The organism is Mycobacterium shunyiense (genome assembly GCF_058270035.1).
The window spans coordinates 355,630-377,858 of sequence record NZ_JBZDPT010000004.1 but is presented as its reverse complement, the minus strand read 5'-3'; the positions used below and the strand labels follow the sequence as shown (position 1 = coordinate 377,858).

Annotated in this window: 22 protein-coding genes; 14 read left to right on the top strand and 8 right to left on the bottom strand. The window is 66.3% G+C overall.

The window, feature by feature from the left end; translation table 11 throughout:
* Nucleotides 1–7: 7 nt before the first annotated feature.
* Genes cyp51 through AC4ELS_RS05860 form a run of 4 tightly spaced genes read right to left on the bottom strand, consistent with a single transcriptional unit; the run spans nucleotide 8 to nucleotide 4,094 of the window.
* Nucleotides 8–1,405, bottom strand: a complete 1,398-nt coding sequence (gene cyp51, locus AC4ELS_RS05875; protein ID WP_064884687.1) for a lanosterol 14-alpha demethylase — start codon at nucleotides 1,403–1,405, stop codon at nucleotides 8–10.
* A gap of 7 nt (nucleotides 1,406–1,412) precedes the next feature.
* A complete protein-coding gene (locus AC4ELS_RS05870; protein WP_064958864.1) occupies nucleotides 1,413–2,222 on the bottom strand; it encodes an SDR family oxidoreductase in 810 nt (269 codons plus the stop codon).
* A 26-nt stretch (nucleotides 2,223–2,248) separates the two neighbouring features.
* Nucleotides 2,249–3,460, bottom strand: a complete 1,212-nt coding sequence (locus AC4ELS_RS05865) for a cytochrome P450 (RefSeq protein ID WP_064884690.1) — start codon at nucleotides 3,458–3,460, stop codon at nucleotides 2,249–2,251.
* 22 nt (nucleotides 3,461–3,482) lie between these two features.
* Nucleotides 3,483–4,094: a TetR family transcriptional regulator gene (locus AC4ELS_RS05860; RefSeq protein WP_064884692.1), complete on the bottom strand. Its 612-nt coding sequence runs from the start codon at nucleotides 4,092–4,094 to the stop codon at nucleotides 3,483–3,485.
* A gap of 189 nt (nucleotides 4,095–4,283) precedes the next feature.
* On the opposite strand from AC4ELS_RS05860, the gene AC4ELS_RS05855 reads away from it, so the two are divergent.
* The 7 genes from AC4ELS_RS05855 (at nucleotide 4,284) to AC4ELS_RS05825 (ending at nucleotide 9,991) form a co-directional block, all read left to right on the top strand.
* A complete protein-coding gene (locus tag AC4ELS_RS05855; RefSeq protein WP_498888588.1) occupies nucleotides 4,284–5,753 on the top strand; it encodes an aldehyde dehydrogenase in 1,470 nt (489 codons plus the stop codon).
* Nucleotides 5,754–5,836: 83 nt separating this feature from the next.
* The gene (locus tag AC4ELS_RS05850; protein WP_003879855.1) at nucleotides 5,837–6,589 is read left to right on the top strand and encodes an SDR family oxidoreductase; all 753 of its coding nucleotides are present in this window, start codon (nucleotides 5,837–5,839) and stop codon (nucleotides 6,587–6,589) included.
* Complete coding sequence (locus AC4ELS_RS05845; protein WP_498888591.1) at nucleotides 6,586–7,467, top strand: NAD(P)-dependent oxidoreductase; 882 nt, start codon at nucleotides 6,586–6,588, stop codon at nucleotides 7,465–7,467. Before AC4ELS_RS05850 ends, AC4ELS_RS05845 begins: the two co-directional genes overlap by 4 nt.
* Before the next feature lie 10 nt (nucleotides 7,468–7,477).
* Nucleotides 7,478–7,921 (top strand): carboxymuconolactone decarboxylase family protein, encoded by a 444-nt coding sequence (locus AC4ELS_RS05840; RefSeq protein ID WP_064884702.1) that lies wholly within the window; start codon nucleotides 7,478–7,480, stop codon nucleotides 7,919–7,921.
* Nucleotides 7,911–9,137 (top strand): hypothetical protein, encoded by a 1,227-nt coding sequence (locus tag AC4ELS_RS05835; protein ID WP_499046328.1) that lies wholly within the window; start codon nucleotides 7,911–7,913, stop codon nucleotides 9,135–9,137. Before AC4ELS_RS05840 ends, AC4ELS_RS05835 begins: the two co-directional genes overlap by 11 nt.
* 147 nt (nucleotides 9,138–9,284) lie before the next feature.
* A complete protein-coding gene (locus AC4ELS_RS05830) occupies nucleotides 9,285–9,887 on the top strand; it encodes a M15 family metallopeptidase (protein ID WP_499046355.1) in 603 nt (200 codons plus the stop codon).
* Nucleotides 9,797–9,991, top strand: a complete 195-nt coding sequence (locus AC4ELS_RS05825; RefSeq protein ID WP_499046353.1) for a M15 family metallopeptidase — start codon at nucleotides 9,797–9,799, stop codon at nucleotides 9,989–9,991. Before AC4ELS_RS05830 ends, AC4ELS_RS05825 begins: the two co-directional genes overlap by 91 nt.
* Nucleotides 9,992–10,004: 13 nt before the next feature.
* On the opposite strand, the gene AC4ELS_RS05820 is transcribed toward AC4ELS_RS05825, so the two are convergent.
* Both AC4ELS_RS05820 and AC4ELS_RS05815 read right to left on the bottom strand, forming a co-directional pair.
* Complete coding sequence (locus AC4ELS_RS05820; protein WP_499046326.1) at nucleotides 10,005–10,634, bottom strand: TetR/AcrR family transcriptional regulator; 630 nt, start codon at nucleotides 10,632–10,634, stop codon at nucleotides 10,005–10,007.
* Between the two features lie 26 nt (nucleotides 10,635–10,660).
* A complete protein-coding gene (locus AC4ELS_RS05815; protein WP_499046323.1) occupies nucleotides 10,661–11,896 on the bottom strand; it encodes a cytochrome P450 in 1,236 nt (411 codons plus the stop codon).
* Between the two features lie 101 nt (nucleotides 11,897–11,997).
* Between AC4ELS_RS05815 and purD the strand changes: the two genes are divergently transcribed.
* Nucleotides 11,998–13,284 carry a phosphoribosylamine--glycine ligase gene (gene purD, locus AC4ELS_RS05810; protein ID WP_499046319.1) on the top strand — a complete coding sequence of 429 codons (1,287 nt, stop codon included), beginning with the start codon at nucleotides 11,998–12,000 and terminating at the stop codon, nucleotides 13,282–13,284.
* Here purD and AC4ELS_RS05805 read toward each other — a convergent pair.
* Nucleotides 13,270–14,103, bottom strand: coding sequence for an alpha/beta hydrolase (locus AC4ELS_RS05805; protein WP_499046316.1), 834 nt, complete (start codon nucleotides 14,101–14,103; stop codon nucleotides 13,270–13,272). The two genes, purD and AC4ELS_RS05805, sit on opposite strands and share 15 nt — an antisense overlap.
* A 126-nt stretch (nucleotides 14,104–14,229) precedes the next feature.
* Between AC4ELS_RS05805 and AC4ELS_RS05800 the strand changes: the two genes are divergently transcribed.
* Together AC4ELS_RS05800 and AC4ELS_RS05795 are read left to right on the top strand one after the other, a co-directional pair.
* The gene (locus tag AC4ELS_RS05800) at nucleotides 14,230–14,859 is read left to right on the top strand and encodes a TetR/AcrR family transcriptional regulator (RefSeq protein WP_499046313.1); all 630 of its coding nucleotides are present in this window, start codon (nucleotides 14,230–14,232) and stop codon (nucleotides 14,857–14,859) included.
* A gap of 17 nt (nucleotides 14,860–14,876) precedes the next feature.
* On the top strand, nucleotides 14,877–16,331 hold the full coding sequence (locus AC4ELS_RS05795; protein ID WP_064884715.1) for an APC family permease: 1,455 nt from the start codon (nucleotides 14,877–14,879) through the stop codon (nucleotides 16,329–16,331).
* Here the strand turns inward: AC4ELS_RS05795 and relZ are convergent.
* Nucleotides 16,328–18,052 carry a bifunctional ribonuclease/(p)ppGpp synthase gene (gene relZ / locus AC4ELS_RS05790; RefSeq protein ID WP_064884717.1) on the bottom strand — a complete coding sequence of 575 codons (1,725 nt, stop codon included), beginning with the start codon at nucleotides 18,050–18,052 and terminating at the stop codon, nucleotides 16,328–16,330. The genes AC4ELS_RS05795 and relZ overlap by 4 nt on opposite strands.
* A 50-nt stretch (nucleotides 18,053–18,102) precedes the next feature.
* Between relZ and purB the strand changes: the two genes are divergently transcribed.
* The 4 genes from purB to AC4ELS_RS05770 are packed head-to-tail and all read left to right on the top strand — an operon-like array spanning nucleotide 18,103 to nucleotide 22,208.
* Nucleotides 18,103–19,521, top strand: a complete 1,419-nt coding sequence (purB, locus tag AC4ELS_RS05785; RefSeq protein WP_064959105.1) for an adenylosuccinate lyase — start codon at nucleotides 18,103–18,105, stop codon at nucleotides 19,519–19,521.
* A complete protein-coding gene (locus AC4ELS_RS05780) occupies nucleotides 19,518–20,729 on the top strand; it encodes a cytochrome P450 (protein ID WP_499046310.1) in 1,212 nt (403 codons plus the stop codon). The genes purB and AC4ELS_RS05780 overlap by 4 nt, the downstream gene beginning before the upstream one ends.
* Nucleotides 20,726–21,640, top strand: a complete 915-nt coding sequence (locus tag AC4ELS_RS05775) for a tellurite resistance/C4-dicarboxylate transporter family protein (RefSeq protein ID WP_499046307.1) — start codon at nucleotides 20,726–20,728, stop codon at nucleotides 21,638–21,640. Before AC4ELS_RS05780 ends, AC4ELS_RS05775 begins: the two co-directional genes overlap by 4 nt.
* On the top strand, nucleotides 21,621–22,208 hold the full coding sequence (locus AC4ELS_RS05770) for a DUF1707 SHOCT-like domain-containing protein (protein ID WP_064884720.1): 588 nt from the start codon (nucleotides 21,621–21,623) through the stop codon (nucleotides 22,206–22,208). The genes AC4ELS_RS05775 and AC4ELS_RS05770 overlap by 20 nt, the downstream gene beginning before the upstream one ends.
* Nucleotides 22,209–22,229 lie beyond the last annotated feature (21 nt).

Here is a 22,229-nt window from a genome sequence, read left to right as displayed (position 1 = left end):
TGCGCTCCTACTCGATTCCCCGGTCGCTGCGCTCATGCCCGCCGGAAACCCGCTTCCGATAGCGAACCTTGGCCGGCTGAGCCAGCTGCACGACCATCTTGGAGTGGTCGTTCTGGTAGCTCTCGGCCGGCTGGGCCATCTCGAACTCATACTCGCGCAACAGAACCGAGAAGATCGCCTTGATCTGCATCTGCGCGAACGCCGCACCCACGCAACGGTGTTTACCGGCGCCGAAGGGGATCCAGGTCCACCGGTTGATCAAATCTTCCTGACGCGGCTTCTCATAGCGGGCAGGGTCGAAAGTGTCGGGCTCGGGGAAGTCCTCCGGGATCCGGTTGGAGATTGCCGGGGAGGCTGCCACCATCTGGCCCTTGTGGATCGGATGGCCCGCCACCTCGAACTCGTCCTGAGCCACGCGCATCAGGATGATCAGCGGCGGATGCAGGCGCAGGGTCTCCTTGAGCGAGTTGTCCAGCTTCGGAATCTGCCGCAGCGCATGGAAACTCACCTCCTGGCCGTCGGCGTAGAGGTCGTCGAGCTCCTGCTGCACCTGTGCGTACACCTCGGGGTTGCGCAGCAGTTCGATGAGCGTCCACGAGGACGTGCCCGAACTGGTGTGGTGCCCGGCGAACATCAGGGAGATGAACATCCCGGTGACCTCGTTGGCTGTGAACCGGGGGTTGCCCTCGTCGTCCTTGATCGACACCAGAACGTCGAGCAGGTCGCGATCCTCCTTGCCCTTCGGCGGATTGGCGATGCGACCGTCCATGATCTCCTGCACCAGCGCTACGAGTTTGACGCGCGACTCATCGCGGATGCGGAAGCTCTCGATGTCCAGGTAGGGATCGACGTAGCAGAGCGGGTCGGTGCCCCGCTCCAACTGGTGGTAGTACTCGGCGAACCGGCGATCGAGCTGCTCGCGGAACTTCAGCCCGATCAGGCACGCCGTCGAGGTGTAGATCGTCAGCTCGGAGAAGAAGTCGAGCAGTTCGATCTCGCCCTCGTCGCCCCAATCGGCGATGATCTTCTTGACCTCGTTCTCGATGGTGGCCGCGTGGCCCTTCATCTGCTCACCGCGCAGCGCGGTGTTGTGCAGCATCTCGGCGCGGCGCTCGGGATCGGCGTCGAACACCACGCCCTCACCGAAGATCGGCGTCATGAACGGGTAGGCCTCGGCCTGGTTCAGTTCGCTGTCGCTGGAGCGGAAGAAGAACTCGTTGGCCTCCGCACCGCTCAGCAGCACCACCTGCTTGTCGGCCAGCTGGAACCAACCGACGTCACCGCATTCGTCCCGGATGCGCTGCATCAGGCCGATCGGGTCGGTGCGAAATTCTTCCAGGTGGCCGTGTTCGTCTGCTTCACCGCCCGAGACGCGCTGTACTTCCTTGAGTTCTGAGCTCGTCATGTTCTTGTCAGCCTTCCACTCTCAGCTTCTGGCGGTCCTTGACATCGGCGAGCGGAGCTTCGGGCTGAATCTCCAGTTCGGCGATGAAGCCGCCGCGGGGGGTTTCCGCGACGAAGGTGATGGCCCGCGCGAGGTCTGCCGCGCGCAGGAAGTAGTCGTGCCGGGCCTGGCCCCACTTGGCCCAGTCCTCGAGCATTTCGCCGACCTTGTCCATGGGCGCACTCCAGCCCATGGCGGTCTTGGTGGGCCCGGGATGGACCACGGAGGCGCGCACGCCGGTGCCCTCCAGTTCCATCTGCAGGGTCTTGGCCATGCCCAGCAGGCCGGCCTTGGCTGCGCCATAGCCGCCCATGTACGGACGCGGCCGCAGGGACACGTCAGAGCCGACGAAGATGATGTCGCCGCGCCGCCGCTCGACCATGCCCGGAAGCACAGCGGTGGCAAGGCGATTGGCGCCGATGAGGTGAATCTGGATCTGGTTCTCGAACTCGTCGGTGCTGATCTCGTGGAGCTGGCCGAAGAAGGTGTCACCGGCACCTGCCACCAGTAGCTCGATGTCGCCGAGCGCCTCGGTGGCGCCGTGCACGAACGACTTCACCGACTCGGCGTCGGTGACGTCGAGCGGCAGCGCGATTGCCTCGCCGCCATCGGCGGTGATCTGCTCGACGAGCTCCTGGCATTTCTCGACGCGGCGAGCGCCGAGGGCGACCGGGAAGCCGTGCGCGGCAAGCTCGGTCGCCGTGGCGGCGCCGATGCCGGACGACGCGCCAGCCACGATGGCCGGTCGGCGGTCGGGATGGGGTTCGAAACGTGCCATTTAGCGTGCCTTTACTGTGATGGGCTTCAGCGGTGGGACACCGCAATGGGCAGGTGAGCGAATCCTCGTACGGAACTGGAGTGGACACGGACAGCGTTGGCCTCGTCCACCTCGTATCCGCGGATTCGCTTGAACAACTCGGTCAGTGCCACCCGCGCCTCCATGCGCGCCAGGTGCGCGCCGAGGCAGAAATGGGCTCCACTGCCGAAACTCACCAGTTTCGGGCCGATCTCGCGATCGATCCGGTATTCGTCGGGGTTCTCGAAGGCGCGCTCGTCTCGGTTCGCCGAGCCGATCAGCAGCACCAGCACATCGCCGGCGGGCACCGTGGTGTCGTAGTACGTCTGGTCCTCGGTGACCAGCCGCGCCAGGATCTGGCTGGAGGCGTCATAGCGCAGGGTCTCCTCGACCCACGGCACGACCAGGGCGTGGTCGTCGAACACCGGGGCCAGCTGGTCCGGATTCTTGAAGCCCCAGTACGCGGCGTTGGCAAGAAGTTTGGTGGTCGTCTCGTTACCCGCCACCACCATGAGGAACAGGAAGGCCATGATCTCGTCGTCGGTGAGCCGGTCTCCGTCGATCTCGGCCTCCACCAGTGCCGACGTCAAGTCGTCGGTGCGGTTCTTGCGGCGCTGCTTCACCATGTCGGCGTAGTAGACCAACAGTTCCCCGGAGGCGGCGATCGCGGATTCGGGGACATCGGCGACACCGTCCTCACGGTGCATGACACCGTCGGCAAGCGCCCGGATGCGAACCCGGTCCTCGTCCGGCACGCCCATCAGTTCGGAGATGACGTCCATGGGCAGCTTGCCTGCGAAATCGTCTACGAAATCGATGGAGCCGGACGTTCCGATCTCTAGAGCCGTATCCAGGTGCTGGTGGGCGATCTCCGTGACCCGGCCCTCCAGTTCGCGGATACGCCGCGGGGTGAATCCCTTCGAGACCAGGGTGCGCAGCCGGAGGTGACCGGGATCGTCGAGGGCGAGGAACGACATCACCCGGTGGGCTTCGTCATTGCGGGAGATCGGATCCAGGGACACGCCGTGCTTGTTGGACAGCGTGACGCTGTTGCGGAAGCCGGCGACCACGTCCTTGTGCCGCGACAACGCCCAGAACTTGAGCTCCTCGTTGTGATACAGCGGTGCCTCGTCGCGCAGTCGGCGGTAGTAGGGGTACGGATCCTCGTGGAATTCGTAGTCGTACGGGTCGAGGATCGGTTTGACTATGTCCAAGCTCATCAGTGCTCTCCCAGGCTCATGCTCATTTGTCCTCTCCGAGGACGAGGCCGACGACATAGGTCAGCCGATCGGCGATCTGGTGGTAGGTGAAGGCGCCGCTGCCGGCGTTGACCAGCGCGCCGAAGAACGTCATCTCGAGGGCGGAGACGATCCGCGAATCGGCATCGGGCCCGACGGCTGACCGGATGCGCTTGTGGATCTCGGCGCCGATACGGTCGCGCACCTTGCGCACCGCCGGATCGGTGCCGCCGCCCAGCAGGGCCGTGGTGCAGGCAGCTGCCACCTCGGGCTCGTCGGCGACGACCAGCGTCAGTGCCCGGAGCGCCTTGTCGACGCGCGTGGTCATGGAGTCGTTCACGTCCGTGAAGTACGGGCACTGGCTGACCAGATCCAGGTACATCTCGGCGATCAGATGATTCTTCGACGAGAAGTATGTGTAGGCCGTGGCCGGCGCTACCCCGGCGCGTGCCGCGACTGCGCGCACGGTCAGATCGGCGTAGGAGGACTCGCGCAACATCTCGGTCCCGGCGGTCAGGACCTTGCGGAAGGTCTCCTCCTGCCGGCGGTTGCGCGGGGACTCCTTGTCTGGCTCGGGAGCTGGCTCTGTGACTGCGGACACCGCATCGCTGGACACATGTCCAAGTTATCGGACGATGTCGCGGTTGGGCAAGTGCGTATCCTGAAAGGGGCTGATGAACTGCGTATTTTTCGCTATTCGCGGGGCGGTTGGGGGCCGCTCTTGCGGCTTGACATTGTCTGCGGCTATCGTTCGAGACGAGACAGCCGGACAGTTGTCCAGAATCTTCTGAAGTGGAGTTCACCAATGCCGGTACTGGCCGATCGCCAGAGTCAACTGCTGATCGACGGCAAGCTCGTCGCTGGACGCGGCGGAGTGTTCGAGACCGTCAACCCCGCTACCGAGGAGGTGCTCGGCGTTGCCGCCGACGCCGACGCCGAGGACATGGGCAACGCCATCGAAGCGGCTCGCCGTGCGTTCGATGACACAGACTGGTCGACGAACACCGCGCTCCGGGTGCGCTGTCTGCGGCAGTTGCGTGACGCGCTGCGCGAAAACATCGAGGAACTGCGGGAACTGACCATTGCCGAGGTGGGCGCACCCCGCATGCTCACCGCCGGCGCGCAGCTGGAAGGCCCGATCGACGATCTGGCCTACTCGGCCGACACTGCCGAGAACTACGAGTGGAAAACCGATCTCGGCTACGCCACCCCGCAGGGCATCCCGACCAACCGCAAGATCGCTCGCGAGGCGGTCGGTGTCGTCGGCGCGATCACCCCGTGGAACTTTCCGCACCAGATCAACCTGGCCAAGGTCGGCCCGGCGCTGGCCGCGGGTAACACCCTGATCCTCAAGCCGGCCCCCGACACCCCGTGGGCAGCCGCGGCTGTCGGCCAGATCATCGCCGAGCAGACCGATTTCCCGCCCGGCGTGATCAACATCGTCACCTCGAACGATCACTCCGTCGGCGCGCTGCTGTCCAAAGATCCTCGGGTGGACATGGTTTCGTTCACCGGCTCGACCGCGACCGGGCGCGCCGTGATGACCGATGCGGCACTCACACTCAAGAAGGTGTTCCTCGAGCTGGGCGGCAAGTCGGCCTTCCTGGTGCTCGACGACGCCGACCTGGCGGGGGCCTGCTCGATGGCCGCCTTCACGGTGGCCATGCACGCCGGCCAGGGCTGCGCGATCACCACCCGCCTGGTGGTGCCGAGGGCCCGTTACGACGAAGCCGTCGAGGCTGCCGCCGCCACCCTGGGCGGCATCAAACCTGGTGACCCCAACAGCAAGCGCACCGTGTGCGGCCCGCTGATCTCGGCCCGCCAGCGCGATCGGGTGCAGTCCTACCTGGACCTGGCTCTGCAGGAAGGCGGCCGGTTCGCTTGCGGTGGTGGACGTCCCGCGGACCTGGACACCGGCTTCTTCATCGAGCCGACCGTGATCGCCGGTCTGGACAACACCGCCCGGGTGGCCCGCGAGGAGATCTTCGGGCCGGTGCTGACGGTGATCGCCCACGACGGCGACGACGACGCCGTGCGCATCGCCAACGACTCGCCGTACGGCCTGTCCGGCACGGTGTTCTCCGGTGACGACGCCCGCGCCCAGGCGGTGGCCGCCCGGATGCGCGTCGGCACCGTCAACGTCAACGGCGGCATCTGGTACTCGGCCGACGCACCGTTCGGCGGCTACAAGCAGTCCGGCGTCGGCCGCGAGATGGGCCTGGCCGGCTTCGAGGAATACACCGAAATCAAATGCGTCGCGACGCTCGCCAATTAGAACGGGTGCCGAGCGGCCAGTTATGACACGCAAACTCGTGAGAGCCGTGCACTAACTGGCCATTCGGCGGGAAAGGAACAGACATGGGACAGTTCACAGACAAGGTTGCGATCGTCACCGGGGCCGGTGGCGGAATCGGGCAGGCGTATGCCGAGGCGCTGGCACGTGAGGGCGCGGCGGTCGTGGTCGCCGACATCAACACCGAAGGTGCGCAGAAGGTCGCCGACGGCATCAAGGGTGAGGGCGGCAACGCCCTGGCGGTACGGGTCGACGTCTCCGACATCGACTCGGCCAAGGACATGGCCGCGCAGACGCTTTCGGAGTTCGGCGGCATCGACTACCTGGTCAACAACGCCGCGATCTTCGGCGGGATGAAACTCGACTTCCTGCTCACCGTCGACTGGGACTACTACAAGAAGTTCATGAGCGTGAACCTCGACGGCGCGCTGGTGTGTACCCGCGCGGTGTACCGGAAGATGGCCAAGCGGGGCGGCGGCGCGATCGTCAACCAGTCCTCGACCGCGGCCTGGCTGTACGCCAACTACTACGGCCTGGCCAAGGTCGGCATCAACGGTCTGACCCAGCAGCTCTCCCGAGAGCTCGGCGGACAGAACATCCGGATCAACGCCATCGCACCCGGACCGATCGACACCGAGGCGAACCGCACCACCACGCCCAAGGAGATGGTGGACGACATCGTCAAGGGAATCCCGTTGTCCCGCATGGGCCAGCCGGAGGACCTGGTCGGCATGTGCCTGTTCCTGCTGAGCGATCAGGCCAAGTGGATCACCGGCCAGATCTTCAATGTCGACGGCGGACAGATCATCCGGTCATGAGCACCGACGAGCGCGGGCGCGAGGAGCCGACCAGCACAGTGAAATACGGCTACATCGGCCTGGGCAACATGGGTGCCCCGATGGCCAAGCGGCTGGCCGCATGGCCCGGCGGGTTCATCGTGTACGACGTGCGGGCCGACGCGATGGCGCCGTTCGAGGAACTCGGGGCCACGTTGGCGGGCGACGTCGCCGACATCGCCGAGGCCGACATCATCAGCATCACGGTGCTCAACGACGAGCAGGTGCGTTCCGTGATTGCCGAATTGGCGGCAAAGGTCAAGCCGGAGACGGTGATCGTCATCCACTCGACGATCAGCGATACCACCGCCGCTGAACTTGCCGACCAGTACAAGCCGCAGGGTATCCACATCGTGGATGCCCCGGTCAGTGGTGGCGGCGCCGCCGCCGAGAAGGGTGAGCTGGCCATCATGGTCGGCGCCGAACGGCCTGTCTACGAGCGGATCAAGCCGGCACTCAAGCAGTTCGGCTCGATGGTGATCCATGCCGGCGAGCCCGGTGCCGGTACCCGGATGAAGCTGGCCCGCAACATGCTGACCTTCACCTCCTACGCCGCCGCGTGCGAGGCCATGAAGTTGGCCGAGGCGGCCGGGCTGGACCTGGGCGCGCTGGGCCGCGTGGTGCGCCACACCGATGCGTTGACCAGTGGGCCCGGCGCCATCATCGTCCGCGAGAACATGACCGAGCTGACCCCGGATCATTGGCTCTACGACGCCTTCACCCACACCCGCGGACTGGGGGAGAAGGACCTGAGCCTGGCTCTCGGGTTGGGTGAGGTTGTGGGAGTAGACCTTCCGTTGGCCCAGGTGGCCCTGCAGCGGCTCGCTGAGGGCCTCGGCGTACCGCACGAGAACGACTAGGAGAACTTCGATGGACGAGTTGCGCGCCAAGGGCCTGGCCAAGATGAACGAGGTCTACGGCTGGGAGATGCCGAACATCGAGGGAGATCCGTACTTCGATCTCACCGTCGACCACCTGTTCGGCACCATCTGGAGCAAGCCGGGACTGTCGATGCGCGAGAAGCGGCTGATGACGTTGTCCGCTGTGACCGCCGTCGGCTCGCAGGACCTCGCCGAGATCCAGGTCAATGCCGCGTTGCTCAACGGTGAGTTCACCGAGGAAGAGCTCAAGGACATCGCCATCTTCCTCACTCAGTACCTCGGCTTCCCGCTCGGCTCCGGTCTCAACGGAACCGTGTCCAAGGTGGTGGCCAAGCGCCGCAAGGCCGCCGAGAAGGGGCTGGCCGAGGATCGGAAGGCGAACGTCAACGCCGCCGTCAAGATGAACACCGGGAGCGAGCTCGATGACAAGTAGGTATGCGTCGCTGACGCACGACGAGCTGGTCAAGCTGGTCCCCGAGCTCCTGCTCATGGGGCAGATGATCGACCGCTCCGGGATGGCCTGGTGCATCAGCAATTTCGGGCGCGAAGAGATGCTGCAGATCGCGATCGAGGAGTGGGCCGGGTCCAGCCCGATCTACACCAGGCGGATGCAGAAGGCGCTCAAGTACGAGGGCGTCGACATCATCACCATCTTCAAGGGGCTGCAACTCGACATCGGCGCTCCTCCGCAGTTCATGGATTTCCGCTACACGGTCCATGATCGCTGGCACGGCGAGTTCCACCTCGACCACTGCGGCGCGCTGCTCGACGTCGAGCCGATGGGCGAGGAATACGTGCGCGGCATGTGTCACGACATCGAGGACCCGACCTTCGATGCCACCGCGCTGGCCACCAACCGCAAGTGCCAGGTGCGTCCGATTCACCGGCCGCCCCGGACACCTGCCGACCGGCAGCCACACTGCGCCTGGACGGTCATCATCGACGAGTCCTACCCCGAGGTCGACGACATCCCCGCGCTCGAGGTGATCGGCCGGACTCGCGCAGCCCAAACGGTTCTGGATCCGATCGACCCTTCCGATGAGGGTGCGGCCGACTACTCGGGCCCACTGCTGTCGGATTTCGATTTCGCGGCGTTCTCGCATTCCGCACTGGTCCGGATGGCCGACGAGGTGTGCCTGCAGATGCACCTGCTGAACCTGTCGTTCATCCTCGCGGTGGGGGCACGCGCTGGTGCCGACACCGCGTTGGCCACCGATATCTGCGCCAAGCAGCTCATCGGGGTGGCGGGTGTCGGTGCCGAGCGCATCCACCGAGCTCTGGGCCTGCCCGGCGGCATCGAGGGTGCGGTGCGCGTGCTGGAACTGCACCCGTTGTTCAACCCGGCCGCCTACGTCGACGCCGAGTTCGGTCCCGACACGGTGTCCGTGCGTCGGTCGCCGGCACACGAGGATGGTTCTTGGGTGGCGCTGGTTTCGCCCGCCGAGATCCGGCCCCTGCTGGCGATCGTCGCCGCTGTCGACCCGCACCTTGCCGTCGAGGTGATCGGGTCGGATGTCGAGTGGACCGCCCGGGTGATCGAAACCGAGACCGCGGCAAAGGAATTCGGTGAGGTCGCAGTGGTCAAATTCAGTGGCGGGGCCGAGTTCGTGTTCGAGCCGAGGAAGTCGTTGCCGCTGACCGTGGTGTGACGCGCAGCGTCAGGATTTCGCCCGTTCCAAGGCTCTGCCCACTGCGGTCGAGGCATCAATCAAAGTTGCGGCAAACGTCCGCTCAGGGGCCGATTTCCCGTCTCTGAGACCATATGGATGGCCATCTCGGCGATCTAGAGTCGCGGGGTGGGCATCGCAACCGTCCGCGTATGTGCCCTGGTGGTGGCAGTGTTCACCGGGTGCACGGCGGCGTGCGCCGGTGGCGCGCCCGAACCGGTGCGGGCACCCGAGAGCATCTCTGCCTCGCCGCAGAATCCGCGGCCCAGCGTGGAGCCGGAGCAACCCGCCCGGGTTCAGCCCGTCGACGAGGCCGCGTTGGGCGCCAGTTGGCGGCCGGGATGCCCGGTGCCGCCGGCCGACATTCGCCGAATCACCTTGTCGTATATCGGTTTTGACGGTCGATCCCACCGGGGTGAGTTGGTGGTGCACCGTGATGTGGTGAGCGACGTGATCGAGATTTTCGGGGATCTGTATTCGGCGCGATTTCCGATCGAGAAGTTGCGCACGGTGGACCACTATCCGCGCGCCGACGACGAGCTGTCCATGGAGGACGACAACACCTCGGCGTTCAACTGCCGGCCGCTGCAGAGTGGAGCATGGTCGTTGCATGCCTACGGTCGTGCGGTCGACATCACCCGCTGGTCAACCCGTATATCTCAGCCTCTGGCGACCTTCAGCCGGTTACCGCGCGGGCTTATCTGGACCGCACCCGCACCGATCCGGGGATGATCCACGACGGAGACGTGGTGGTGCGGACCTTCGCCGAGCGTGGCTGGCGCTGGGGCGGGCACTGGAATGACCCGGTCGACTACCAGCACTTTGAACGACGTTGACGTGCCAGCCCGTCTAACGTCCGGAGACCGGCCCTTCGGACGCCAATTTCCCGGCCACGACGGCCGAGCCGACCCACCGGCGCAGGTAGCTGCGTAGCGCCTCGCCGGTGCGCGGAGGACGCCCAGGGTCGATGACGAACGACTGGATGATCCGCAGGAGGTGCTCAGCGAGCTCATCGAGATCCGCGTCGGTGTAGCCGATCGCGGCCCAGTCGACGTCGAGCATGCGCATCATCGTCCGGGCAAAGTCGACCGCCACATCCGAGGTCACCCCTTCGGTGTGCGCGGTCGCGTGTCCGGGAGCCACGAGCAAACCGATGTGCTTGTCCTCGGGCAGCCACTCCAGGGCGACGGCGATGGCCTCGGTGACGGCCTCCGCCGGATCGGTCGTGCCCTTGACGTGGGCGGCCACCCGGTCCTGGAAAGCGCTGGCCGCTTGCACGGCCGATGCCACCAGCAAGGCATCGGTGCTGGGGAAATAGCGGTACACGGTCTGGCGGGTGACACCGAGGGTGCGCGCCACGTCGGCGATGGAGAAGTCTGCGCCCCGCTCATCGATGGCGTTGCCCGCAGCGACGAGGATGCGGGCAATCGCCTCCTCGTCGCTGGCCGGCGCCGAGCCGGACCACCCGTGCGTACGCATGGGCGAATCCTAGAACAGACAGCTGATCACCTGCGGTAGGAGACCGGCAGATCCTTGACGCCGTTGATCCATCCCGACCGGAGACGTTGGGGCTCACCCAGTTTGGCGATGTCCGGAATCTGATCGGCGAGCTCGTTGAAAATCAGCTTGATCTCCATCCGCGCCAGGTTGGCACCGATGCAGAAATGCGCGCCGTTGCCGCCGAAGGCCAGGTGCGGATTGGGGTTGCGCAGGATGTTGAAATCGAAGGGCTTGTCGAAGACCGATTCGTCATAGTTGGCCGAGCTGTAGAACAGGCCGACGCGTTGCCCGGCCTTGACGGTGACGTCGCCCACCTGGACGTCGGACAGGGCGGTCCGCTGGAAACAATGCACCGGCGTGGCCCAGCGGATGATCTCGTCGACCGCGGTCTCGGGGCGTTCCCGCTTGAAAAGCTCCCACTGGTCGGGGTTCTCGAGGAAGGCGTTCATGCCATGCGTCATGGCGTTGCGGGTGGTCTCGTTGCCGGCCACGGCGAGCAGGATCACGAAGAAAGCGAACTCCACCTCGGTGATCGCCTCGCCGTCGATATCGGCCTGGATGAGGCGCGTCACGATGTCGTCGGCCGGGCACTTCCGTCGCTCCTCAGCCATGTTGTAGGCGTAGCCCATCAGTTCGGCATTGGCCATCGTCGGGTCGGCGTCGAAGTCCGGGTCGTCGGTGTTCATGATCGCGTTGCTCCAGTGGAACAACTTCTCCCGGTCCGCCTCGGGTACACCGATCAGGTCGGCGATGGCCTGCAGCGGAAGGCTCATTGCGACGTCGTCGACGAAATTCCCGCTGCCCTTGTCCGCAGCCGCGGCGACGATCTCGCGTGCGGAGACGGCGAGCTTCTCCTCCAGTGCGGCGACGGACCGCGGGGTGAACAGGCGGGACACGATCTTGCGCAGCCGGGTGTGCTCGGGAGCGTCGTGATTGATCAGCAGCGCCTTGGTCAGATCAAGCTGCTCGCTGGTGACCCCCTCGGGCAGCCGCATGACGGCGCCCTTGGCGTTGGTGGACCACAGGTCACCGCCGTTGCGGGAGATGGTCTTGATGTCCTCGTGGCGGGTGATCACCCAGTAGCCGCCGTCGTTGAAGATCGATTCGCCCTGCTCGTTCCACCACACCGGGGCGGTCTGGCGCAGTTGGGCGAACTCCTCGACGGGGATTCCGCGGAGCAGGACGTCGGGGTCGGTGAAGTCATAGCCGGCGCCGAACGGGCAGGCGCTCATCGTTGTCATGCCGGGGTCATCTCCTTGTGTGACGGCGGGCACATTCCTGCATTCGACCATACACCGTGGCGTCAAGTGTATGCCCGTAGGTTTCCCGCTACGCTACGACCGTGCGCGTCCTCGTTATCGGATCCGGAGCCCGTGAACACGCCCTGCTGCTGGCCCTGCGCCGCGACCCGCAGGTGGAGGAGTTGGCGGTGGCCCCCGGCAACGCCGGAACCCAGTCCATTACCGACCAGTACGACGTCGACATCACCTCTGGTGAGGCCGTCGTGAAGCTGGCCCAGCGCCTCGGCAGCGACCTGGTGGTGATCGGACCCGAGGTTCCGTTGGTGCTCGGCGTGGCCGACGCCGTACGGGCCGCCGGTATCGCCTGCTTCGGCGCGAGCAAGGACGCCGCCCGCATCGAGGGCTCCAAGGCGTTCGCCAAGGACGTCATGGCCGCCGCCGGGGTGCGGACCGCGACCAGCGAGATCGTCGACAACCCGGCCCACCTGGACGCCGCGCTCGACCGCTTCGGGCCCCCCGCCGGCCAGGCCGCCTGGGTGGTCAAGGACGACGGACTGGCCGCCGGCAAGGGAGTGGTGGTCAGCGCCGATCGCGATGCCGCCCGGGCGCATGCCGCCAGCCTGCTCGACTCCGGACACCCGGTGCTGCTGGAATCGTTCCTGGATGGGCCCGAGGTGTCACTGTTCTGTGTGGTCGACGGCGCCACCGTCGTGCCGTTGCTGCCCGCGCAGGACTTCAAACGCGTCGGCGACGGCGACACCGGGCCCAACACCGGTGGCATGGGCGCCTATGCACCGCTGCCGTGGCTTTCGGACTCGGTCAAAGCGCAGATCGTCGACGACGTCGTCAAACCCGTTGCGGCAGAACTGGTTGCCCGGGGCAGCTCGTTCTCGGGCCTGCTCTACGCCGGCCTGGCGATCACCTCGACCGGTCCTTCGGTGGTGGAATTCAACTGCCGCTTCGGCGATCCGGAGACGCAATCGGTTCTGGCTCTGCTGGATTCGCCGTTGGCGCAGCTGCTTAACGCTGCGGCCACCGGGGAGCTCGCCTCCTTTGGTGACCTGCAGTGGCGCGACGGCTACGCCGTGACCATCGTGGTGGCGGCCGAGAACTATCCGGGCCGGCCGCGCGTCGGCGACGTCATCCAGGGATCGGAAGCCGACGGCGTGCTGCATGCCGGTACCGCGCGCCGCGAGGACGGCGCGGTGGTTTCCTCGGGCGGCCGGGTGCTCTCGGTGGTCGGCACGGGAGCAGATCTGCCCGCCGCGCGCGATGCGGCCTACGCGCTCGCCAAGTCGATTCGGTTGCCGGGCAGCCACTTCCGCAGCGATATCGGTCTGGCCGCCGCCGAAGGGCGGATCAGCGTCCAGGAATCAGGCGACCAGTAGCGGTGCCATCCAGGAGATCTCGGCGGGCAGCTGCGAACTCCAGAAGCTGCCATCGTGTCCACCGGGGGAGAACCCACCGGCCGGCGGATTGGGCAGTTCGGAGATGAACTGCTTGGTTGCCGAATAGAACGGATCGCTGTTGCCGCAATCGATCCGGATCGGAATCGATCCCAGCGCGGGCTGGCCCCACACAGTGTTGGCGGCGTAGTCCGCTGCGCTGTCGAAAGCCCCGGGCGCTGCGGCGCCCGACGACGTCCACAGCGCGGGGCTGACGGCACAGATCGCGGCGGTACGTGCCGGCCCCAGCCGCGAACCCAGCAGCAGTGCACCGTAGCCGCCCATCGACCAGCCCAGGAACCCCACCCGTGAGGTGTCCAGACCCTGATCGCCGAGCAGCGGCATGAGTTCGTCGAGCACCATGGCGCCCGAGTCCTCACCGGATGCGCGCTTGTGCCAGTAACTTCCACCACCGTCGACGGCGACCACCGCGAACGGCGGCAATCCCGCGGCCACGGCCTCGGCCAGGCCCTGCTCGACTCCGCCGGCCATCACACCGGCCGCGTCCTGGCCTTTGCCGTGCAGGGCGATCACCGGACGGAGTTTGCCGGTCTGGCCGGGCGGGCGCGCGATCGCCCAGCTCGTGTTCGTCCCACCGCGTGCGGCCGAGGTGAACGAACCGCTCGTCATCGTGGGGGCTGCGACAGGGCTGGCCACCGATCCCGGGGCGGAGGCGAGGGCCAGGGCGCCGGCGGCGCCGGCGGCTGCACCGACGCCGAGGCGCAAGACTGCGCGACGACTCAAGTTGGGCATGCGGGCCATCTTGCCATCGCCCGACAAAGGCATCGGTCAGTGGCATTCTCGCGGGGTGGCCGACGCGCCAGCAAAACCTGAGTAAAGGCTGATGATTGACCGAAAGCCCCATGTGGAGAGGGTCCGACTGGCACGATGCTAAAGGTGACGGCAGCGGTCACCCCTAAAGGGGAGCGTCGGCGGTACGCCCTCGTCAGGGCGGCCGCTGAATTGCTCTGTGAGGGCGGCTTCGACGCCGTCCGGCACCGCGCCGTGGCCCGCCGCGCCGGCCTCCCGCTGGCTTCGACGACGTACTACTTTTCTTCACTGGACGACCTCATCGCGAAGGCTGTCGAGTACATCGGCACCCAGGAAACCGAACATCTCAGTGCCGGTGTGGCTGCGCTCTCGCGGCGGCGTCGCGGTGCCGAATCGACCGCCGACGTCCTCGTGGATTTGTTGCTCGGGGAGTCTCCGGAACGTCGTGGCGCCGAGGACCTGATCTCGCGCTACGAGCGCTACATCGCCTGTGCCCGGCAGCCCGGACTGCGTGACATCCAACGGCGCATCCTGCAGCAGCGGACCGACGCCGTCGTCGAGGTGGTGGAACGCTCGGGCCGCTCGGTGCGGGCCGAACTGGTCACCGCCCTGGTGTGCGCCGTCGACGGAGCTGTGGTTGCATCGTTGGTCGACGAAGGGGAGGGGCCCCGGGCCAGCGCCAGGGCCACGTTGATCGACGTCATCGACGTATTGGCGCCCGTCGACGAACGGGCGGTGCGCGTCTGACCGGTGAAGGAGGGGGAATGTCGCAACCCGCAACCGCGGCGCAGCCACAGCTCAAGCGGGTGATGGGACCCGGCCTGCTACTGCTGTTCGTCGTCGGTGACATCCTCGGCACCGGTGTGTACGCGCTCACCGGTCAGGTCGCCAAGGAGGTCGGCGGCGCAGCTTGGCTTCCCTTCCTGGCGGCGTTCCTGATCGCCACCATCACCGCGTTCAGCTACCTCGAGCTGGTCACCAAGTATCCGCAGGCCGCCGGTGCAGCGCTGTACGCGCACAAGGCCTTTGGCATCCACTTTGTGACGTTCCTGGTGGCGTTCATCGTGATGTGTTCCGGAATCACCTCGGCCTCAACGGCTTCGCGCTTCTTTGCGATCAGTTTCTTCGACGCGATAGAGGTCAACTTCGGGCAGTTCTATACCGATAACGTCGCTCACCTGAAGGTGATCGGAGTCATCCTCCTTGCGCTGTTGTTCATGGCTCTGATCGCCGCAGTCAACCTGCGCGGCGTCAGTGAGAGCGTCAAGCTCAACGTGGTCCTGACGTTCATCGAGATCACCGGCCTGGTGCTCGTGATCGGGGTGGGGCTCTGGGCGATTGTCAGCGGCGTGGACGTCGACTTCTCCCGCGTCGTCGCATTCGATACCTCGGGGGAGAAGAACGCGTTCATCGCGGTCACCGCCGCGACGTCACTGGCCTTCTTCGCGATGGTCGGATTCGAGGACTCGGTCAACATGGCCGAGGAGACGAAGGATCCGGTGCGAATCTTCCCGAAGGTCTTGCTGACCGGGTTGGGTATCGCCGGGCTCGTCTACGTCGTCGTGGCTGTCATCGCGGTCGCGTTGGTGCCGGTCGGAACGCTCGCCGAGTCGGACTCGTCACCGCTGGTGAAGGTTATGGAAGCCGCCGCGCCGGGACTCCCGTTCTCGAACATCCTGCCTGTTATCTCGATGTTCGCCGTCTCGAACACCGCATTGATCAACATGCTGATGGCCAGCCGGCTGATCTACGGCATGGCCCGTCAGCACGTCCTGCCGCCGATGCTCGGCGCGGTGCACCCGAAGCGTCATACGCCGTGGGTGGCAATCGTTTTCACCACGCTCATCGCGTTCGGCCTGATCTTCTATGTGTCGGCGTTCGCGAGCGGCGACACCGTCGCGATTCTCGGCGGGACCACCTCGTTGCTGCTACTCGCGGTCTTCTCGGTGGTCAATGTCGCGGTCCTGGTGCTGCGCCGCGATGTGAAGAGAGAGGGCGGGCATTTCAAGACACCGACGGTGCTGCCCGTCATCGGTTTCATCGCGTCGTTGTACCTGGTACTGCCGACGTCGGGGCGGCCGGCCGTGCAGTACGTGCTGGCGCTGGCCTTGGTCGCCACCGGCGTGGTGCTGTTCTTGATCACCAAGTTGATCAACCGCCAACTGGGTATCACCGGGCCCGGCATCACCGATCCGACCCATCTGGCCGACGCGCCCTAGGAGTCGGTGCGCAGCTTCGCAATTCGGTTCTGCAGCAACGCGACCCGGTGGGCATTACCGTCCAGCCCGATGTAGCGGTCGTCGAACACCGCCAACAACGCGTCGTCGAGGCGACGCACCGCGCCGGGCGGATACCGGTAGTCCATGAGCCGGTTGATCTCGTCGGTGTCCACCGAATCCAGAAGACCGGTCAGCGCTTCCAACGTGGTGATACCCAGCTCGAGCAGCAGCCCCGAGATCCAGGCGTAGTGGTCGGTTCGCGACCAACCGGCGTCCGCGAAGCGGTTGCCCAGATAGGTGGCGAGCACCGGGGTGGGGATACGGGAATCCCTGGAAAACCCCGGAGACTCGGCCTCCTCGTCTTCGGACATGGTCAGCCGCAGGCGTTCCCGGATCTCGGTGAACTCACGGTCGGCGAGTTCCAGAAGCCCGGCGGCCAACGTGAACCGACGGTCCAGCTCACTCACGTGCTCGGCCGGTATCGAACCCTTGTACCGCACATCGTGTTCGAACTCGGCCCACGCATGCTGCAGGACGGTACGGACCTGGATGGATGCCGGATACTGTTCGCCCTCGACCCCGAACAGCAGATGCCGGCTCGCATACCCCCACCGGCCCTGCCGGGCGGTCTGCAGGCCCATGTCCTGGTCGTCGAGCAGCCGCATCTCCTCGGCCAGCAGATTGGCCACCGCGTCGACATCCTCACGCAGATAGGTGATGACACGCAGACCCACCTGATCGGTGATCTCCACCAACGGATCGCTGTACAACGGAGTGCCGTCGCCGGCGCGGCGGTTGGCTTTCGCGGCGAACGAATCGATGCTCTTGGTGCGGGCCGTGATGCTCAGGTAGTTGATGCCCGCCTCGTCGAGTAGGCCGGTGACCAGCTTGAGGTACTGCTCGGTGGCCGCCACCAGGTCCGGGCGCCGCGAGGCGTACTCGGCCACCGCCGTCGACGGGGCGGTCTCGCGTACCGGGGCCGGCCGCGGCCGGGGGAGCCGATCAGCAGGCAGAGACGGGGTGACGATGTACCCCGAGGCGAAGTCGCCGTAGATCGTCACATCCTCCGGCCGGTCATACCAGTACAGCGCGATGTAGGCACAGAGCATCGCATCGACGGGATCCTCGTCCCGGTCGAGCTGGCCCGGCCGGGTGGCCGCCTCGATCCGCCGCCGCAGCTCCACCCAGTTGACATTGCGATTGGCCCGCAGCCTCGGCGTCGCCGTGTCGAGTTCCTCGATGTACGTCATCAACTTGAGCAGCTCCCGCTGCCGGTCGCCGAAGGCGCCGCGCTTGTACTTCAAGGTCTTGTCGAGTCCGAACAGCACCACGCTCGCCGGATGTGGATACACCTCGATGGCGCGCCGATTCGACTGCGACGACGGATCCATGTCGAGGCCAAGGGCCGTCGCGATACGCGCGCCGCGCGGATGCTTGAACTCGGGTCGCTCGGTGAATGCGGGGCGCGCCCCGGCGTCGAACCGCTGGAAATCCCGGTTGAGATCCCGCTCGCACGGACGGTGGCCCGTCGGGTTGTTGACGATGAGCGGCGCATCGATCGCAACCAGGCAGTCACCGCTGACATAGGGCTCGATCGCCGCGCCTATGTCGTCGTCGTCCTGTGCCACCCCGACGTGAAGGACCCGGCCACTGGAGTCGATGACAGCGACCCCCGTCTGATTCTTCTCGCCCCACGCGAGGTCGAGCCCGACGAAGTACATCCGTCCACTGTCTCATTGGTGGTCCGGCCCGGGCCGTAAGCTGTGTGTTCGTGACGATCCCGAATGTTCTGGCCAACCGCTACGCCAGCGACGAAATGGTCGCGATCTGGTCGCCGGAGGCCAAGATCGTCGCCGAACGCCGACTCTGGCTCGCCGTGCTGCGGGCCCAGGCCGAGCTGGGTGTCCCGGTGCCCGACGGGGTGGTCGACGACTACGAGCGGGTTCTGGAGAACGTCGACCTGGCCTCGATCGCGGCCCGCGAGCGGGTCACCCGCCACGACGTCAAGGCGCGCATCGAGGAGTTCAACGCGCTGGCCGGCCACGAGCATGTGCACAAGGGCATGACCAGCCGCGACCTCACCGAGAACGTCGAGCAGCTGCAGATCCGCCGCTCCCTGGAGCTGGTGTTCGCCCACGGCGTCGCCGTCGTCGCCCGACTGGCCGAGCGCTCCGTCGTCTACCGCGACGTGGTCATGGCGGGCCGGTCGCACAACGTGGCGGCCCAGGCCACCACGTTGGGCAAGCGGTTCGCCTCGGCGGCCGAAGAAACCCTGCTGGCGTTGACCCGGCTGCGCGAGCTGATCGACCGGTACCCGCTGCGCGGTATCAAGGGCCCGATGGGCACGGCCCAGGACATGCTCGACCTATTTGACGGGGACACCGAGAAACTGGCCGAGTTGGAGCGGCGGGTCGCCCAATTCCTCGGATTCACAGACGTTTTCACCAGCGTCGGGCAGGTCTACCCGCGCTCGCTGGATCACGACGTGCTCTCGGCGCTGGTACAGGTGGGTGCCGGGCCGTCCTCGATGGCGCACACCATCCGGCTGATGGCCGGCCACGAACTGGTCACCGAGGGCTTCGCACCAGGTCAGGTCGGGTCGTCGGCGATGCCGCACAAGATGAACACCCGGTCGTGTGAGCGGGTCAACGGCCTGCAGGTGGTGCTACGCGGGTATGGCTCGATGGCCGCCGAGTTGGCCGGTGCCCAGTGGAACGAGGGCGACGTGTTCTGCTCGGTGGTGCGCCGTGTTGCGCTGCCGGACGCGTTCTTCGCCGTCGACGGGCAGACCGAGACGTTCCTGACCGTGCTCGACGAGTTCGGCGCCTACCCGGCGGTGATCCAGCGTGAGCTGGACCGCTACCTGCCGTTCCTGGCCACCACCCGCATCCTGATCGCCGCGGTGCGGGCCGGGGTCGGCCGCGAGACCGCGCATGAGGTGATCAAGGAACACGCTGTCGCCGTCGCGTTGGCGATGCGCGAGCAGGGGCGTGAACCCGACCTGCTCGACCGCCTGGCCGCCGACCCGCGGCTGCCGCTGGACCGGGCCGCCCTGGAGGCCGCGCTGGCCGACAAGCAGGCCTTCACCGGCGCCGCCGGCGCCCAGGTCGACGGGGTTGTCGCGGCCGTCGACGAACTGGTCAGCCGCTACCCGGAGGCCGCCAAGTACACCTCGGGCGCCATCTTGTGACGTTGGCGGCCGACCTCACCGACCTGGACAACTTCGCTGCCGGTTTTCCGCACGAGTTGTTCGCCGCGCACCGCCGCGAAGCGCCGGTGTACTGGCACGAGCCGACCGAGCACACCCCGGACGGCGAGGGCTTCTGGTCGGTGGCCACCCACGCCGAAACCCTTGCGGTCCTACGGGACGCCGAGACCTATTCCTCGGTGACCGGCGGCTCCCGGCCCTACGGCGGCACGCTGCTGCAAGACCTGGCCATCGCGGGCCAGGTGCTCAACATGATGGACGACCCGCGGCATGCCGAGATCCGGCGACTGGTCAGCTCCGGGCTGACCCCGCGGATGATCAGGCGGGTCGAAGACGACCTGAGGGCGCGGACCCGCCGGCTGCTCGACGGGATCTCCCCGGGTGATCCGTTCGACTTCCTGGTCGACGTGGCCGCCGAGCTGCCGATGCAGATGATCTGCATCCTGCTGGGAGTGCCTGAATCCGAGCGGCATTGGCTGTTCCACGCGATCGAGCCCCAATTCGACTTCGGCGGTTCCCGTTCGGCGGCCATGCCGCAGATGTCGGCCGAAGAGGCCGGATCGCGGATGTACACCTACGGCTCTGAGTTGATCGCGGCGAAGCGGGCCGAGCCCACCGACGACATGCTGTCGGTGGTCGCGAATGCGACGGATGCTTCTCTGTCCGACCTTGAGCTCTACCTGTTCTTCTCCCTGCTGTTCAGTGCAGGTGCCGAGACCACCCGCAACTCGGTGGCCGGTGGGCTGCTGGCGCTGATCGAAAACCCTTCGCAGATGGCGTTGTTGCGTGAGGATCTGGGTGAACTGCCGACGGCAATCGAAGAAATGGTGCGCTGGTCCTCGCCGTCACCGTCGAAGCGCCGCACCGCAACCCGGGCGGTGACGCTCGGCGGCTGCGACATCGAGCCAGGACAGAAGGTGCAGGTGTGGGAAGGGTCGGCGAACCGGGATTCACTGGTGTTCGCGCAACCGGACGTTTTCGACATCACCCGTAAACCCAATCCGCACTTGGGTTTCGGCTACGGCATCCACTACTGCCTTGGCGCCAATCTGGCCCGGCTGGAGTTGCGGGTGGTTTTCGAGGAGCTCCTTCAGCGGTTCTCGGCGGCCCGTCTGGTGAAGCCCGTCGAATGGACCCGCAGCAACCGTCATACCGGTATCCGACATCTGGTGGTGGAGCTCGGGGCGTGAAACCCGAGTCGTTCGCCGCCGTCATGGCGACCGGCATCGTGTCGATCTCCGCGGGGCAGCACGGCTATGGCGTCATCAGTTGGCCGCTGGCGGTGCTCGCGGCGCTCGGGCTGCCGGTACTGATGTACCTCGCCGTCCTCCGTTGGCCGTCCCTCGATCTGCAGAGCATCGACACTGTGGTCGGTTTGTTCACGTATGTGGCGGCGTGCGCGGTGGTGGCTGCCCGGTTCGCCGAGTACGGGCCCGCGCTGTGGATCCTGGGAGCGATGGGTCTTGCCGGCTGGCTGGCGCTGATCCCGATGCTGCTGGTGCAGATGCGGCGGCTGGGGCCGACCGGCCTGCGGGATCGTGCCCGTGGCACCTGGGAGCTGGCCAGCGTTGGGACGTCCGGGCTGTCACTCATCTTCGTCGCTGAGGGAATCGTGTTCTGGGGGTTCATCTTCTGGGGTGTCGCCCTGTGCCTGTACGGCGTGATGACTCTGCTCATCGCGTGGCGGGCACTCGGTGAGCCCGAGGTTCGGCGCAATGTGCCATCCGATCACTGGATCCTCATGGGTGGCCTGGCAATCGCAACGCTGGCCGGTGAGCACATCTACGGTGCGCTGCCACCCGGCCCGATTGCCGATGCGGTGCGCGTCCTCACCATCGCGACTTTTGTTGTTGCCACCGTGCAGATCGTGCCCCTGGCGATCACGAGCCGGCGCCAGATGCTCGACTGGCCCGCGGTGTTCCCGTTGGGCATGTACTCGGTGGCCGCATTCGGCCTGGCCCTCGAAACCGGTTGGAATGCACTGGCTGTCGTATCGCAGGTGTTCTTCTGGATCGCATTCGTGGCCTGGCTGGCGGTGGTTGTCGTGGTGGTCGGGCGCGTCGTTCGCCTAACCTCGGGGCATGGACTCAGGCCAGAATGACCACCTCCGAGTCTCAGACGCCGAGCGCGCGAAGGTGGGACAACTGCTCGAACGCGCGGTAGCCGAAGGCATGATCACGCTCGACGAGTTCAGCGAGCGCTACGACGCCGCCCTGGCCGCCCGGACCCGTGGCGAGCTGAATGCAGTTTTGGTCGACCTGCCGTTGGGGCGGCCGGCCGTACCGACCCCGGCCGCGGCACCCGAGGAGCTGCGCGGCTGGATGTCCTCGGTTGTGCGGCGTGGACAGTGGACGGTGCCGCCCGCCCTGCACATGACCACGCGGCTGTGCAGCACCACCCTGGACTTCACGTCGGCCGTCCTGAACGGCCCGATCGTGGACATCGTCCTCGACGATTACTGCAGCTCGACAGAGCTCATCGTGCCGGCGTCGGCCACCGCCGACCTCAACGGCGTCAACGCCATCGCCGGCAGCGCCACCGTCAAAGTGCGCACCAGCCCGCCGTCGGACCAGCTGCACCTCGTCGTGCGCGGCCGCGTGCGGATGGGTTCTGTCACCGTGCGGCACCCGTTCGGAAGCTGGCTGCGGCGCTTGAGCGGCACCGGATAGCCTCGCTGGGGCGATCGTCAA